The organism is Sphaerisporangium sp. NPDC049003 (genome assembly GCF_043197795.1).
In the GTDB taxonomy this organism is placed as follows: domain Bacteria; phylum Actinomycetota; class Actinomycetes; order Streptosporangiales; family Streptosporangiaceae; genus Sphaerisporangium.
This window is the reverse complement of the sequence record NZ_JBICTU010000003.1, coordinates 13,733-28,191: the sequence shown is the minus strand read 5'-3', so window position 1 is coordinate 28,191 and position 14,459 is coordinate 13,733. Positions and strand designations below refer to the sequence as shown.

The window sequence follows — 14,459 nt, the reverse complement described above, 5'->3', positions numbered from 1 at the left end:
CTACCTCGAGCACACCCAGTCGAACCTGATCCACTCGATCACAGACGGGTGGGTCGTGATCGGATAACTGCTGCGGAACGTCAGTTCGATCTTCTGCGGGAATCCGATCGGGGTCACGTGAGGGACGCCGGCCACGGCTTCGAAGTCGGGCGTCACGTAGTTGAACACCTTGGTGTCGCCCTGAACGGCCGTACCCGTGTCGAAGTACGGGTAGCCCGACGGGCAGCCGATCGAGGTGTTGAGCGGGTTCGTATCGGTCGACCTCACCCAGGCGTTGTTCCACCTCGGGTACGTCGTCGCGGTCGTCGAACAGCTGTAGGCGGCCGTCACCGTCGCCTCCTCGGTGCCGGTGTTCGTCGCGGTCACCACCCAGCCGTCGGCGGCGGCGTCCCGCCGGATCTGCTTCGTCACCGCCACGCCGGTGCCGTACTCCGCGCGGAATCCGGTCCGCACGAGATAGGGGGCGCCCGCGGGGCACGTCTGGGTGGCCGTCACGGTCGCACCGGGGGAGACCTGGAAGGCGTGCCGCCACTGCGTGTCGGCGGCCGATGCGGACGGCGCGGTGCAGACCAGGCCGGCGACGGCGAGTGCCGCCGCTCCTGCGGCAGCCGATCTGGACAGCTTCATGGGATGTTCCTCCGTCGAAATCTTCCCGGACACGAGTCGTCCGGGGATGGCCGGGACCTGTGACCCGAGCAGCCGGGGATCCGCCCGATCCATCCGGGTAATCGGGCATTTCCGCTGATCTCTCGGTTCTCCAGAAGAGTGCCCAGTGGTACTTCGCAGCGACTTAGCGGCGACTTAACGGACCCACCAGTCGGTGGCGGCGCTCCGGTCCGGTTTCCGAATGGTGGACAGGCCCCGTAAGCCGCCGCCGGTAGGTCCGACTCGCGTAAACGCAGAGCCGGATCAATCACCACGTACTCTCCATGGCCGACGAACGACGGACTCGCGCTTGAGCCCGGACCCCTCTCTGCCCGAGTACGGTCGGACCGACGTGTGGAGCGGCATCGGCCTTTTCTCGCTTGAGTAGGGGCCTACTCATGTGCGCTCCGCTGTTCTCGGCGACCGTAGGCATTGCAGGCACGCTCGCTAAGCCGTATACCAATCCGCCTGTCCGGGACGAACCGGGAACAGCGCGACACGAGGAGCATCACATGGACCGTTCCATCCGCCCCCTGCTCAGCATCGCCGCCGCTTTCGCCGTCGCCGCGCTGGGCGTGTCCGCCGCCTCCCCCGCCAGCGCGGATACGGCAGCGCTCTCGAAAACCGCGGCACGCACGAATCTCGGGCCGACCAACACGTTCATGCTCACGAACGTGCAAACAGGCAAGTGCCTCACCATCGCAGGCGGAGTCAGCACCGCCAACAACGTCACGGCCCTCCAGTTCACCTGCGACACCCACCCCTCCCGCCGCTGGAGGGTCACCGACGTCACCGGGACGGGCCTCTACCAGATCAGAAACGTCCAGACCGGCAAGTGCCTCACCATCGCGGGCGGAGTCAGCACCGCCAACAACGTCACGGCCCTCCAGTTCACCTGCGACACCGACCCCTCCCGCCGCTGGAGGCTCACCGACGTCACCGGGACGGGCCTCTACCAGATCAGAAACGTCCAGACCGGCAAGTGCCTCACCATCGCAGGCGGAGTCAGCACCGCCAACAACGTCGAGGCACTCCAGTTCACCTGCGACACCCACCCCTCCCGCCGCTGGACACTCAGGCTCGTAGGCTGATCATCGATCAGAAGACGAATTACCCGGCCGAAACGGGGGCGGTTCAGACAAGCTTGATCCTTCTGGGATGGAGGTGGTGTCCTTGCGTCGTCCCCGGGTGAAGCCGGAGCATCGTCCGCACCGGTATCCGGATGGCACCGTCCGGGTCGGCGGTGAGGTCTACGGGCTCGCCGCCGAGATCGACGATCCGAGCGGATGGGTGTGGACGGCACTCTCGCTCATGGACGGGACCCGCCCGGTGGAGGAGATCGTGTCGCGCCTGGGCGGAGCCTTCCCCGAACTGTCCACGGGGCAGGCCGAGTCGGTGGTCGCCCAGCTCATCGGTTCCGGCTATCTCGAAGACGCGGCGGCGGCGCCCCCAGGCGATCTCAGCCCCCGAGAGCTCGACCGCTACAGCAGGAATCACGCCTTCTTCCGGCGCATCGACCTGATCCCCCGCGAGCACGGCTGGGAGACGCAGCTCAGGCTGAGGAACGCCAGGGTGGTGGTGCTCGGGCTGGGTGGCACGGGCAGCCACGCGGCGTGGGCGCTCGCCGCCGCGGGCGTCGGCCGGTTGCACTGCGTGGACCCCGATGTGGTGGAGCTGTCGAACCTCAGCCGTCAGGTCCTCTACGGCGAGGCGGACGTCGGCCAGGCCAAGGCGGACCTGGCCGTGCGCCGGCTACGCGGGATCAACTCCGATGTGACGATCACCGGTGACCGCAGGCGGGTCACGAGCCAGGAGGAGCTCGCGGGACTCCTCGCCGGCGCCGACATGCTCGCGCTCTGCGCCGACGAACCTCGCGGCCACGGCCTGCGCGTCTGGGCCAACCGGGCGTGCGCCAGGGCGGGTATCCCCTGGGCGGGTGGCGGCTACAGCGGTCCGCTGGTGACGGTGGGGGTGTACGGACCGGGCGGACCGTGTTACGAGTGCGTCAGTGCGGGCGAGCAGGCCAGGCGTCGCCCGGGAACCCCCGTCGACCTGGGTGGGCCAGGGGTGATCGCCACCTCGGCGGGAATCTCCGGGCATTTGGTGGCCCACGCGGTGATCACACAGCTCACCGGTGTTCCCGCCATCCCGCCGGGACGCGTCTGCGGCATGAATCTGATCGCGCCCGACCAGCTCATCGACATCCGCCATCCCGCGCGCGAGGGATGCCCGGTGTGTCGCGCCCGGACAGGGCCATCCGACAAACCTTGACCACGCCCTCAAGGGCCTGGATGATCTGGGGGTCCGCAGGAGCTTCTCTAACGGAAGGCGCACCATGTCTCACGCAGAGAGCGAGATCCAGCCCTCCGAGGACGAGGGTGAGGCGAAGGTGACGATCACCATCCGCCGGCTCGACAAGATCGAAACCACCGCTGACAGCTCTGGCAACTCCAACTGATCACGCGCTGACCGGTAGGCGAGGCGCGTTTCCGCCTACCGGTCACTCGCATGTAGAGGAACGCCGCCGGCATGACCTTGGTAGAACTTCATGAGGTTGGATTCCGCCGCGACAGGGACGAGTGGATCGTCGGCCGTGTCGATTCCGGTGACTTCGTGGCCGTACCGTCCGCGGGGCTACGGGCGATCCAGTTGCTTCAGGAGTACGGATCAGTCGAGGAGACCGAGCGCCGCCTCTTCGAGGACACCGGCGCACGGCTCGACGTCGCGGGCTTCGTCGCCGGGCTGACCGAAGCGGGCCTGGTCGCCGCGGTCGACGGCCGCGCGACCGGCTCCCCGGTGCCGCTTCCCCCCACGCTGCCGCGCCTCACGGCCCGGCACGTGCGGTGGGCCCTCAGCCCACGCCTTCACCTGGCCGTGGCGTTGGTCATCCTGGCCGGCGCGGCCACACTCCTCCTCCGTCCGGGGCTCATGCCCGGCTGGCGAGATCTGCTGTGGAGCAGCAATGGAACGGCCGTACTGCTGACCCAGATCGCGGTGGGCTGGACCCTCATCCTCGTTCACGAGCTGGCCCACCTTTCGACCGCGCGGGCCGCGGGGGTTCCGGGGCGCATCCGGCTCGGGACCCGCCTGCAGTTCCTCGCGGCGCAGACGGACGTCTCGGGCATCTGGCTGGCCGAACGCCGGATCCGGATGACGGTGTACCTGGCCGGCATGGCCGTGGACTGCGCGGTGTGCGCGGTCTGCCTGGTCCTGACGGCCGCCACCGGCGGGCACCCCCTCCTGACGGTCGTCATACTGACGGCACTGACGATGGTGGCGACCCAGTTCCTGGTGTTCATGCGCACCGACCTGTACTTCGTTCTGCAGGACCTCACCGGCTGCCGGAACATGTACAGGGACGCGGGCGCCTACCTGCTCCATCTCGTCTCGGGCCGCCGGCGGCCGAACCCCCTCGCCGCTCTGCCCGTGGCGGAACGCCGCGCGCTGCGCTGGTACACGTCCCTGGTCGTGCTGGGGACGGCGGGATGCCTGTCGATCGCGCTCCTCATCACCCTTCCCGCCACCCTGGCCCTGCTGACCCGGGCGCTCGAAACGCTTTCCCATCAGCCTGGTCCCGCCCGGCTCGCCGACGCGCTGGTGACCCTGCTCGTCATCCTGTTCTTCCAGTCGCTCTGGGCGAGAGCCTGGTGGCGACGGCACGGCCGGCGAGTCCGGCGCGCCGTCACCATCTCGCGCCTGGCGACCGCGCAACGAAAGTGACACCGACCGCGACACCGACCAAAATCGGAGGAGTCTTGGACCCGTTCCACCACCTTCGGACCGCCGGAGGCGAGGTCCTTCCCGTCGCCGAATACCAGGACGAGTTCGACAAGGTCTACGCCGCCGCGAGCGACACCGTCTGGAAGCTGGAGCGAGCCCAGGAGTTCCACGAACCCGACGTCGAAAGCTGGCAGGCCATGATGGACGGCGACTGGAAACGCTCCATGGAACTGCTCGAAGACTGGCGCCCACCGCTGGAGGAACAGTACGCCACCCATGCCGAGTTCCGCCGGCTGCGCATCGTCGAGACCCCGATCACGCCCTACCTGCAGTGGGAGATCAACGGGTTGACGATACGGGTGTCGACGGGTGAACAGGTCAGAGTCCTCCCCGCGGACGCCGTACGCGACTTCGAGCGGAACTCCCCGGTGCCGGAACTTGTGATCTTCTCTCGCTCACTCTGCTACGAAGTGCTCTACGACGCGGCCGGCGGGCACACCGGGGCGCGCAGGGTGAGCGATCCCCAGGTGATCGGGCCGTGCCTGGACGCGCTCATCCGCCTGTACGACCAGGCGGAAGACCTGATCGCCTACCACGAACGAGAAATCGCGCCACTGCCCCCACCGGCGACCAACTAGGAAACGCGGCGCTCCTCCTCCCCCGCCTGCGCTGAGGGCGCGTACGACGGCACGACCAGGCGGCCGCTGCGGCTGACGACGCCCACCTCGACCACCCGGTCCCAGCCCTTGAGCCGGAGAGGCGGGGCGGCTCCGAACGCCTTGACTGTGAGGCACATCGGCTCGTTCTCGCCATAGGTCGTGATGGCGACGCTGCTCCCGGCGGCGTCGATGAACCCATCCTCGATGGCCGCGAAGATGTCGCCGCCCGCGCCCTCGGCACTGTCCCGGGCGTCGTGGACGCCGTAGCCGCCCCCTTCGAAGAGCCTGTACGCGGCCGTGCCCTGCCGCCTGGCCCGCAGCTTCGGCCACGGGTTGGCGCATCGGGCGTTCATCTCGGCCTTCCACGCGGCCGTTTCCCGCTCCCGCTCGGCCTGTTTACGCGCCTGTTCCGCCCGCTGCCGGGCGACGATGCCGGGGCACAAAAACTCCAGTGCGCCGCCGAGCTCTGCCGCGTCCGCCGACCCCCCTGCCCGCAGGAGCAGCGCCTGCCGTTCCTTGACGCCGGGCACCGCGCACAGTTCCTCGCCATACACCAGGACTCGCTGGTCCGCCAGGTCCTTGGGGAATATCGGCGTCCCTCGTTCGGTGTCGTCCCTGGCGACGCAGAGGAACGCCCGCCGCCGGTCCTCCTGCCGGGTGTCGGTGGAGGACCGGATCCGCTCGCGGCAGCCCTCGTCCGCACCGGTGAAGCCCAACCGGGCGCTTTCCTCGTCGCCGAGCGCTCTCATCGCGAGCCCCGTGCCGTCGAACATCATCCGCTCGTCCTGGAGGGCGAGCCTGAGCAGGGGGACGGCCAGCGGGGCGACGAGGGCGATCCTCCCGATGTTGATTGTGGCGCTGCTCCACCGGCCATCGTGGCGCTGCCCGATGAGGATCATCACCGTCCAGCCCACGCTCGCCAGTCCCAACAGGCTGAACGCCTGGAAGCCGGAGCCGTCGATGAAGAACCCCAGCGGCGGAGTCAGCACGCTGATCAGGCCGAGTGCGAGGGCGAACGCCCGGAACCGGGCCGATACCCCGGAGACGACCCGCACCAGCAGGATCACCGTGGCGGCCCACACGCCCAGGCTCGCGACGGACTCCACGGTGCCGGACAGCTCTTCGACGAGCTCCCAGAGCACCAGGTCGCCAGCAATGCCCGCATAGAACTCCTGCGACGGCCACGGCGGCCAGGGAGAGCACCACGACATACGCGGTTGGAGCGCCAGCGTTCTGATCCTGTGGTGCCAATCAGCGATCTGAAGTAGTTCAGATAGCATGAAAGTCATGGCGACGAAGAGCTTCCCGTACAGCGCCTTCTTGCGTGGGCCTTCTCAGGTGCTTCCCTCCCTGGACGATGCCGACGTCGTGCTGGAGCGGAGGGACGACGAGAACCTCGTCCTGATGCGCGCCGAACGTTTCGAAGCCGGCGCGGCCACGTTGCGCATCGCGGCCCGCGCGCTGGCGATCCTCGCCCGGCGCTACAGCGATCTCGCAGAGGAGGTACTGGCCGAGGAACTGCCGTGGACGACATGGCTCCCAGAGACCGAGCGGCACACCTGCGTGCGCGAGTTGCTCGGGCACTTGATGGCCGGGGCGGACACGGGCGAGTTGGTGCCCTTCAGCCGGGCGCTGACCTCCTGGCGTTCCACCGCCGTCGCCTGGAGCGACCCGCAGATCGCGAGGGATCTCCAAGGCCCGTTCCCCGGCGATGGCGCGGAAGTGCCCCGGCCTTCCGCTGAGTCGGCGTGACCGGCCGGGGAAAGGATGTTCCCCGCCCTAAGCCCTGGATCGTACGATTCGCCGACCGCAGAGCAGCCGAGGGCTGGAGCCAGCTTCTCGCCCAGGCTATGGAGAATCTCGACCGGGCATGGGTGGCCATCACAGGCGATCCTCGCCACGTGGATGGCCGCCAGCATCCGCTGAAGGGTGCCCTTGGCACGGTCAAGGTCGGCGGCGAGTCGCTGGAACAGTGGCAGTACGAGGCGACGTCAGGGGGTCGCATCTGGTACGCCATCGACGACGAACACCGCACCCTGTGGATCACACGAGCTGGAACCGGACATCCAAAACAGACCGACCGGAAACGCTGACGGTAGGCCGCTCGAACCTGCCGATCCCAGGCATTGCTATGGGTGGCACTTGCTGCTTCCTACTCCCGGGCCGCGACCCCACTGTCCCTGGTCCTTCAAGGACACCAACATCGTCCACCGGGATTTCGAGCCGGCCAACGTCCTTCTCGGGCCTGACGGCACTCGTGTGATCGACTTCGGCATCACCAAGGCACCCGACACCGTCACCACAACGACCGGAGGCGTCAAGGGCACCCCCGCCTACATGTCCCCGGAGCAGGTCTCCGGGCACCCGATCGGCCCACCACAGCCGCCCAGTTCTTGCTCGCGATCACTCAGTAGGTCACCATCAGTGGTAGCCGAACTGGGCGAGGCGGTGTTGGGCGATGTCGATTTCCGCTGGGGTGAACAGGTCGGCGAAGCGTGGTTGGGTGACCAGGGCCTCGACGGTGAGGTCGAGGCGGCCTCGCTCCCATAGGGCGGCGAAGCCATCGCTCACGGCGGGAGCATGGAGAAGCTTACGAGCCGTCGCGAGGCTACCGTGCTCGGCCAGCATGCTGAGGAAGTATCCGGCGTGATAATTCGCCTCGCGGCGTGCACGGTCGTAGACCGACCGCATGGCCCTGTCGAACTCCGCGTCTGCCCCTGCCACCGGTTGCCGGACGTCCGGAGCCACCTCCGCCTGCTCGACCACCGCTTCGATGCCGGCAGCCGACTCGTTGCGACGGGTCGCGTAGCCAAGCAGCGCGTCGACCGACGTGAAGACCTCATACCCCAGTTCCTCCAGTCGCGGAAGGTCCGCGGCCTCTGGGTCGAGTTCCAGGATCACCGGCTTGCCCTGGCCCGGCTGCAGCCCGTCGGGCCAGAATGCCTCGGCGACGGCAAGGGCGCGGCCGGTCGCGGGATCGGCGATCTCGCTGTCGAGGGCCGGTTCGGCGTAGCCCAGCCGTACCAGCTCTTCGGCCATGGCTTTGACCTGGGCGACGCGGACGTCGTCGCGTTCGTCGGCGGTGACGGTGATCGGGGCGAGCTCCTCGACCGGGGTCATGGCGCCGTTGCGCAACTCGGCGAGGAAGGACTGCACGGCCTGGGCCAGCAGTTCCCGCCGGGCAGCGAGAAAGTCGGGATACCGGTCGACCTTCCACAGATCGCGGTCGGCCGGAATCCACTGTGAGGCCAGCACGCCGGGGTGCTTCTCCTCGACCTCGACGAAATACTCCTCGGGAGTGCGCTTGCCGATGACGAGGTTGGTGTCCTGGGTCAGGAAGCAGAAGTTGGCGATGGCGTTGACCTCGCTACGGTCGTAGCCGGCCTTGTGCAGCACGGCCTTGGGGAAGATGTGGTGCACCTGGAGTGATGTCAGCTTGCCGAGCATTTCCGCCCGCAACGGCAGCCCGCTGCCGAAGTCGCGCGCCCCCTTGGCGCGGGTGAGCAGATAGAGAAGCGGGTAGAAGCGCGACCCCTTGGTGGACCCCTCGAAGTCATGAGCCTGGATCTCAAGGTTGCCGCCGCGCCAGCGTTCCAGTGAAGCGATGAGCCCGTCGATTCCGGATTCCTTGGCGACCTCGTAGTCCTTGGCGAGCACCGTTTCGGTCGACCCGGCGAAACGCCCCCACAGAGCTGAGTGGACGTACCAGAACAGCACCTTGTCCCGATGGGCGGCGTCGGTGAAGCGGCCACCAGGGCTGAGGTGCAGCAGGCGGGCGATGACGGGGATCGCGTAGCGGCCCATCAGAACTTGATCGTGGTCGAGCCCGAGCCGGCCGGACGCCGCTTCGAGGAAATTCCCGACATACCCGACCGACTTGGCCAGGGCGATTTCAAATTCGTCGGCGGAGATGGTGTCCAGGGCCGTGAAGATGGCACGCCCGGTGGCCACGGCGGTGGTGTTGCGCAGCAGCCAGTCCAGAGAGAAGTCGAAGCCCTTGTTCTGCCACCCCTTCAGGTGGTCACGCATGACCTGCCGGGCCGGCGGCCAGTGGGCACAGATCTTCGCGAGCGCCAGATCGCCCTTGGACAGCGCAGTGCCGCCCGAGTTGACCCGGTTGAAGATGTCGACGACGACCTCGACATCCTTGTCTGCTCCGGTGATCTTCTCCTCGTGGAACTCCCGCTCCAGGAGCTGCCGCAGCTGGTTCAACCGTCCCAGGTAGACCGGGAACTCCTCCTGCATGGCGCCGAAGTCCTTGAAGAACGGTTGCAGGCCGTCGATGAAGAGGCGGGTGACGTCGACCCACCGGGGGTCGTCGCGCATCTTCGCCGGCGCGTAGAACTCGAAGCTCTCGTCCTCCACGTTGAACCGCAGGCCGGTGAACGCGGCGGCGTCTCCTTCGAAGAAGGCGGGCGCGTGGCCGCGGATGACGCCGTAGAGCGAGGTGATGCGCTGCTGGCCGTCGAGGAGCAGCGACCGTACTCCCCCGTCGGTCGCCCCGCCTCGCACGGCCGTCTGCTCAGGCTTGGTCTCCCAGAGCAGCAGGCCGCCCACCGGATAGCCGCGGTAGAGCGAGCGCATCAACCCGCGGACCTGGTCGCGGTTCCACACGTACCCGCGCTGGAACTCGGGGAGCAGCACGGTGCCGTTGTCTATCTGGTCAAGAAGTACCGAGAGCCTGGCCATGACCCGCCTTCAGGTTGACGATGAGCCGATCAAAGGTTGACGCACGCTTTGCAAACGAACGATAACCAGAAGTCACGAGGTGAAACCGTCCAGAAAGGGACTCGGGTTGCCATGCCAGGAGACATAGAGCCGTTCCCGTGCCCTGGTGCACGCGACGAACAGAAGGCAACGTTCACGCTGCAGGTCCTGCGCATGGGTCACCGAGTCCTCCTCAGGTAGGGTGACAGCGCTCGACGGGGGCACCGCGTGCTCCCCCACGCCGATGACCGCGACGCACCGGAACTCCAGTCCCTTCATCCGGTGCATGGTTCCAGCGCGCACCACGCCCTCGGCGCCCGCCGCCTTGGCGAGCGACTGGGCGGCAATGCCCGCCGCGTTGAGGACGGTGACGGCGGAGTCGGCGAGCATGTTGGATCTCGCCGCGATGCCGATCTCCTCCGGCTCGACCCCCATGTCACGCCATTCACGGACCTTCTGTTCGAGCGCGTCCAGTTCCTCCTTCTGCGTACGGAAACCGTGCAGCTCAGGCGGATAGCCATGCACCTGCGACCGGTAACCGGCGACCGAGTCGAGGCCTCCGTCCATGTCGTCGATGGGCTCGCCGCGGAGCATGCCAAGGCTCCAGCCGAGGATCTCCGCTGTGGTCCGGTAGTTGACCGTGAGGCGTGACGATCGTCCGGCGACCTTGACGCCGACGTCTCGCAGTGAGACGCGATTGCTGTAGATGCGCTGGTGGGTGTCCCCGGCGATGAACAGATCATCCGGCCCTTCGGCTACCGCTGCGCGCAGGAACCGCCACTGCACCGGGTGCAGGTCCTGCGCCTCGTCGACGATGACGTGCCGGTACGGCCTGTCGGCGCGCTCACCGAGCAGCCTGGTCGCCTCGACGCAGATCGTCTCGTACGTCCAGACACGCCGACGCTTCAGCTCCTCTTCGAACTCCCAGACGGCCTGCCAAAGCTGGGCCTTTTGCCGGGTGCCGAGCCGGCGGCCCCGCCCCTCGCGCTTGGCCGCGAGATATCCGGCGGCGTCGGTGACCCGCTGGGCGAGCACTACGTGCCGCCATTCCTCGGCGAGAAAGGTCTCGGTGAAAGGCGCGTCAAGGCGCTTGACGATCCGGCGCCAGATCTCCTTCTCCTCCTTGTCCCGCAGGATCGCGGCCCGTCCATGCCGCGCGGCGAAGATCTGGTAGGAGAGCTGGTCGACGTGGCGCACCTCGACTCGGTCGCGACCCGCCTCCGAGTCGGCCAGAAGGCGCATCCCGGCTTCCAGGGAGGCGGACAGCGTCGAGGTGAACGTGGTGAGCAGGACAGGACCCGCTCCCAGCCTGGCGAGATGGTGGGCTCGGTGCAGGGCGACCACCGTCTTGCCGGTGCCCGGTCCTCCGGTGACGCGCGCGGGGCCGCTGAACGTCGCGTTCGCCACCTGGTACTGCGCGGGATGAAGGTAGACACGCCACAGCGCGAAGGGGTGCCGGAACACCTCCATGAGTTCCTGCGGTCCGTCGACAAGCACCACGCGCTCGGGGGTGCGCCGCACCGCCGCGGAGAGGTCGTCGGTGTCGTACGCCTCCGGCCTGGGCGTGGCGCCGAGTTCGGCCCATACCTGTTCGGGGGTCAACCCGGCCGCGAGTCCGTACAGGACATGCCACTGGTTCTGCGGGAGGAACGCCTCGGCGGCCTCCAGCTGGCTTACGTGGGTGAGAACCCTGGCGAAGGCGAGGGTCGGCTCGTCGACACCGAGCCTCGCCAGGTCCGCGTCACCGACGTGCTCGAACAGCGATGCCGAGGAAGCCTCCGCGTGACGGACGAGTTCCGGCAGGGTGGCGTCCATCGCCGCCACGTCGCGGATCTCGATGCGGCCTGTCGCCGCGTTCACCGAGGCACGCCGGCGTTCCGCCCAGGCCGTGGCCTCGTCGTGGGGAAGTACCTTCAGCAGCGTAAAGGTGTCCCCGGTCTCCGGGGCGAGGACGACCCCCCGCCAGAAGAGGTCGATGCGGATGGTACGGAAGCGGTCGTCACGCGCATTGTGCAGCTTCTCCAGATGCAGTCCGGCATGGGTGGCGTGCTCGAACTTGGCGAAGACCTCCGCGACCCGGTCCTGGACGGACCGTTCCAGCTTTCCGTAATCACGCAGGAAGTCCTTGTGGATCCCGAGTTTCGCCACGCCACTCCTTGTTGAAGACCGGTGCCATACGCGCTAAAGAGACCATCGGCGTTCGGCCCGAGGTCGTTAGCGAGCAACTCTGAACAGTTGTCAACGCTCCCCGCCGAGGCCGTTCAGCACCTCCCGGACCTTCTGGACATTTGGGTGGTGCGGGCCGTAATGTCGTTCGAGGTCGGGCAGAAGGCCGCCGAGCGTGCGCCGTGCCTGGGATCGGTTCCCGGAGCCCAGTTCGAGCAGTCCGATCTGCCGCCGCAACTCCAGGATGCGGTCTTCGTCAACGCCGAAGCGCCTCTCGTCATCGAGCAGCCGGGCTAGTTGGGCGAGCGCGAGGCCGGTCTCCCCCACCGCGGCATGACAGTTCGCCTCCATCAGGCGGCAGCGGAGCACGAGGTCGCCCTCCGGGCCTTCACGCTCGGCCAGGTCCGCGGCGAGCGTGCCGAACTCGGGGGCCGCGCGGCGGTAGTCACCGCCGAAGAACAGGACGTCGGCGAGCTCGATGCGTACCTCGATCACCTGGGGATGGCGTGCGCCGAGCGTGCGCGTGCCCATCTCCACGACCCCGGCCAGCACCTCGGCAGCCTGGCTGAACCGGGACTCGGCCCTCAGCGCCTCGGCTCGGGTGCGGGCGAGAGCGATGTCATTCGGATGGATCTTTGTGACCGAAGGCGCCGGTGACCGCGCCGGTTCCGGCAGCGCCTCTACAGGGGTCGCCCGAGGTGAGGCGATACGCCCGACGACGCTCGCGTACATGCGCAGCGGATGGCGGGGGGTGAGGTCGACGTAGCCCGGGAACGGCGGCAGGTCGTCGCAGAAGTCGAGCAGCCGCGTGTACACCTCGTCGGCGGAGGCGGGCCGGTGAGCTGGGTTCTTGGCGAGCAACCGGAGGATGAGTCGTTCCAGTCCTTCTGGGACGTCGCGCCCGCGGGTACGCAGCGGCTGCGGAGCGCGGTCGGTGTGATTCCGCATCGAGGCGAGCGCGGTCTCGCCCTTGAACTGGTTGTTCTTCGCCAGCATCTCGTCCAGCACAACGCCCAGGGAGTACAGGTCGGTCTGCGGGCCGATGGTCCCGGCGGCGGCCTGCTCCGGCGCCATGTACTCGGGTGTGCCGACGGCGACACCCGTACGGGTCAGCTTGGTCTCGGTGGACGACAGCGCCGCGGCGACGCCAAAGTCGAGCACCTTGACCGAGCCGTCCCGGCAGAGCATGAGGTTGCCCGGCTTGAGGTCGCGATGCACCAGTGACCGGGCGTGCGCGGCGCCCAGGACCGAACACACCTGAGCCGCGATGGCCGCCGCCCAGGCGACGGGGATCTCGCCGTCCTCGCGTATCTCGTCCAGCAGGTCCGACAGAGAGCAACCCTCGACGAGTTGCATCACCAGATAGAGGTCCTCCCCGTGGGATCCGCAATCGTAGACCGTGGGGACCCCGGGGTGCTCCAGCCGCGCGGTGATCCGCGACTCGCGGACGAACCGCTGGGTGAGCTCCTTGTCGGGCTTACCGTCGGGCAGCCTGTCGATCCGGATGAATTTGACCGCGACCGCCCGATCGAGGCGTTTGTCGTAGCCGAACCAGATCTCCCCCATCCCTCCGGAGCGACGGGACAGCGGATCCAACTCGTAACGGCCGCCGACAATAGTCCGGCGGTCCGCAGCGACCCGCCTTTCTTGTAAGGCCATAACGCAAGAAACTACACGATCAATGCCGGGGGCCACATGCATTGTCGGCCGCTCACACCCTCCGATAATAGATCCGTCCCGGCAGGACCGGCCGCCCCGCCATTCGCGCGAAGGCTCGAAAAGGCCGGGTTAACGCAGCCGCTCCAGTAGCCCCTTGGCACGGAGTGCGGCCACGTGTTCGGCGGCGCGTCCCGGGGCCGTCCCGCCACGGACGAGCAGACCGGCCTCGATGTTCCTGCCGACACCGGACTGGGTCAGGTTGGCGCTCGACACCAGCAGCACGCGCCGGTCGGCCACCGCCAGTTTCGCGTGCATCTTGGCGCCCTGCTCGGCCCGCCGGGCCTGCGGCCAGTGCCACACCTCCACTCCGGCGACCGACGCGAACGCCAGAGCCGGCTCCGAACCGGCGAGCGCGCTCCCCGCGCCCTGCAGGGTCTCGACGACGGCCATCACCGACACACCCCTGGCGATCGCGGCGGCGAGCGCCTCCAGAAGGGGCTCGTAGGGTTTGGCCGAGTAGGTCATGAGCAGCAGCTCGTGGGTGGCCTCCTCGATGAGTTCGACCAGTACCTGCGCGGTGGCGCGTACCGGCACCTCGTGCGTGCCCGGCCCGCTCCACACCGATTCGATCCGCAGGGTGACCTCGTGTGCCGCCCACCCGGCGGCAGCTCCCCTGATGTACGCGGCGGCTTCGGCGCCTGACAATCCCTCCGCTTCCTTGGCGTCGAGCACCCGCCGGGCGACCCTCGCCGACTCCGGCAGCGGGACGGCGTGAACCACGGCCTCCCGGGGTACCTCCTGGCCGACCGCCAGGCCCAGCATGCCGGTGTACAGCGGCCCTAGCCGGACCAGGGCCTCCTCCACCGCCGCTTCGAAATCCCCGCTCACGACGCCCGTCCCGGG

Annotated in this window: 13 protein-coding genes and 1 pseudogene; 8 read left to right on the top strand and 6 right to left on the bottom strand. The window is 68.1% G+C overall.

What is annotated here, in order from left to right; translation table 11 throughout:
* Nucleotides 1-627: a hypothetical protein gene (locus tag ACGFIV_RS03695; protein ID WP_358546501.1), complete on the bottom strand. Its 627-nt coding sequence runs from the start codon at nt 625-627 to the stop codon at nt 1-3.
* 530 nt (nt 628-1,157) lie between these two features.
* Between ACGFIV_RS03695 and ACGFIV_RS03690 the strand changes: the two genes are divergently transcribed.
* From ACGFIV_RS03690 to ACGFIV_RS03670, 5 genes are all read left to right on the top strand, one after another.
* Nucleotides 1,158-1,736 carry an RICIN domain-containing protein gene (locus ACGFIV_RS03690; RefSeq protein ID WP_392831662.1) on the top strand — a complete coding sequence of 193 codons (579 nt, stop codon included), beginning with the start codon at nt 1,158-1,160 and terminating at the stop codon, nt 1,734-1,736.
* Nucleotides 1,737-1,803: 67 nt separating this feature from the next.
* Complete coding sequence (locus tag ACGFIV_RS03685) at nt 1,804-2,916, top strand: ThiF family adenylyltransferase (RefSeq protein ID WP_358546495.1); 1,113 nt, start codon at nt 1,804-1,806, stop codon at nt 2,914-2,916.
* A gap of 64 nt (nt 2,917-2,980) precedes the next feature.
* A complete protein-coding gene (locus ACGFIV_RS03680; protein ID WP_358546492.1) occupies nt 2,981-3,103 on the top strand; it encodes a hypothetical protein in 123 nt (40 codons plus the stop codon).
* 71 nt (nt 3,104-3,174) lie between these two features.
* On the top strand, nt 3,175-4,365 hold the full coding sequence (locus tag ACGFIV_RS03675) for a hypothetical protein (RefSeq protein WP_358546489.1): 1,191 nt from the start codon (nt 3,175-3,177) through the stop codon (nt 4,363-4,365).
* A gap of 35 nt (nt 4,366-4,400) precedes the next feature.
* Nucleotides 4,401-5,003, top strand: coding sequence for a DUF6879 family protein (locus ACGFIV_RS03670; RefSeq protein ID WP_392831656.1), 603 nt, complete (start codon nt 4,401-4,403; stop codon nt 5,001-5,003).
* Here ACGFIV_RS03670 and ACGFIV_RS03665 read toward each other — a convergent pair.
* Nucleotides 5,000-6,304, bottom strand: coding sequence for a hypothetical protein (locus tag ACGFIV_RS03665; protein WP_392831653.1), 1,305 nt, complete (start codon nt 6,302-6,304; stop codon nt 5,000-5,002). The genes ACGFIV_RS03670 and ACGFIV_RS03665 overlap by 4 nt on opposite strands.
* A gap of 7 nt (nt 6,305-6,311) precedes the next feature.
* Between ACGFIV_RS03665 and ACGFIV_RS03660 the strand changes: the two genes are divergently transcribed.
* The 3 genes and pseudogenes from ACGFIV_RS03660 to ACGFIV_RS03650 form a co-directional block, all read left to right on the top strand.
* Nucleotides 6,312-6,776: a hypothetical protein gene (locus ACGFIV_RS03660; RefSeq protein ID WP_392831651.1), complete on the top strand. Its 465-nt coding sequence runs from the start codon at nt 6,312-6,314 to the stop codon at nt 6,774-6,776.
* 98 nt (nt 6,777-6,874) lie between these two features.
* The gene (locus ACGFIV_RS03655) at nt 6,875-7,117 is read left to right on the top strand and encodes a hypothetical protein (protein WP_392831648.1); all 243 of its coding nucleotides are present in this window, start codon (nt 6,875-6,877) and stop codon (nt 7,115-7,117) included.
* Between the two features lie 109 nt (nt 7,118-7,226).
* Nucleotides 7,227-7,394: pseudogene (locus ACGFIV_RS03650) on the top strand (serine/threonine protein kinase); the annotation flags it as partial.
* Nucleotides 7,395-7,445: 51 nt separating this feature from the next.
* On the opposite strand, the gene ACGFIV_RS03645 reads toward ACGFIV_RS03650, so the two are convergent.
* The 4 genes from ACGFIV_RS03645 to drmC form a co-directional block, all read right to left on the bottom strand.
* Entirely contained in the window at nt 7,446-9,713 is a 2,268-nt protein-coding gene (locus ACGFIV_RS03645) for a DUF262 domain-containing protein (protein ID WP_392831646.1), read from the bottom strand.
* A 72-nt stretch (nt 9,714-9,785) separates the two neighbouring features.
* Nucleotides 9,786-11,879, bottom strand: coding sequence for a UvrD-helicase domain-containing protein (locus ACGFIV_RS03640; RefSeq protein ID WP_392831644.1), 2,094 nt, complete (start codon nt 11,877-11,879; stop codon nt 9,786-9,788).
* Nucleotides 11,880-11,969: 90 nt separating this feature from the next.
* Nucleotides 11,970-13,463, bottom strand: coding sequence for a protein kinase (locus ACGFIV_RS03635; protein ID WP_392831641.1), 1,494 nt, complete (start codon nt 13,461-13,463; stop codon nt 11,970-11,972).
* Between the two features lie 222 nt (nt 13,464-13,685).
* On the bottom strand, nt 13,686-14,444 hold the full coding sequence (drmC, locus tag ACGFIV_RS03630) for a DISARM system phospholipase D-like protein DrmC (protein ID WP_392831638.1): 759 nt from the start codon (nt 14,442-14,444) through the stop codon (nt 13,686-13,688).
* Nucleotides 14,445-14,459: the final 15 nt, after the last annotated feature.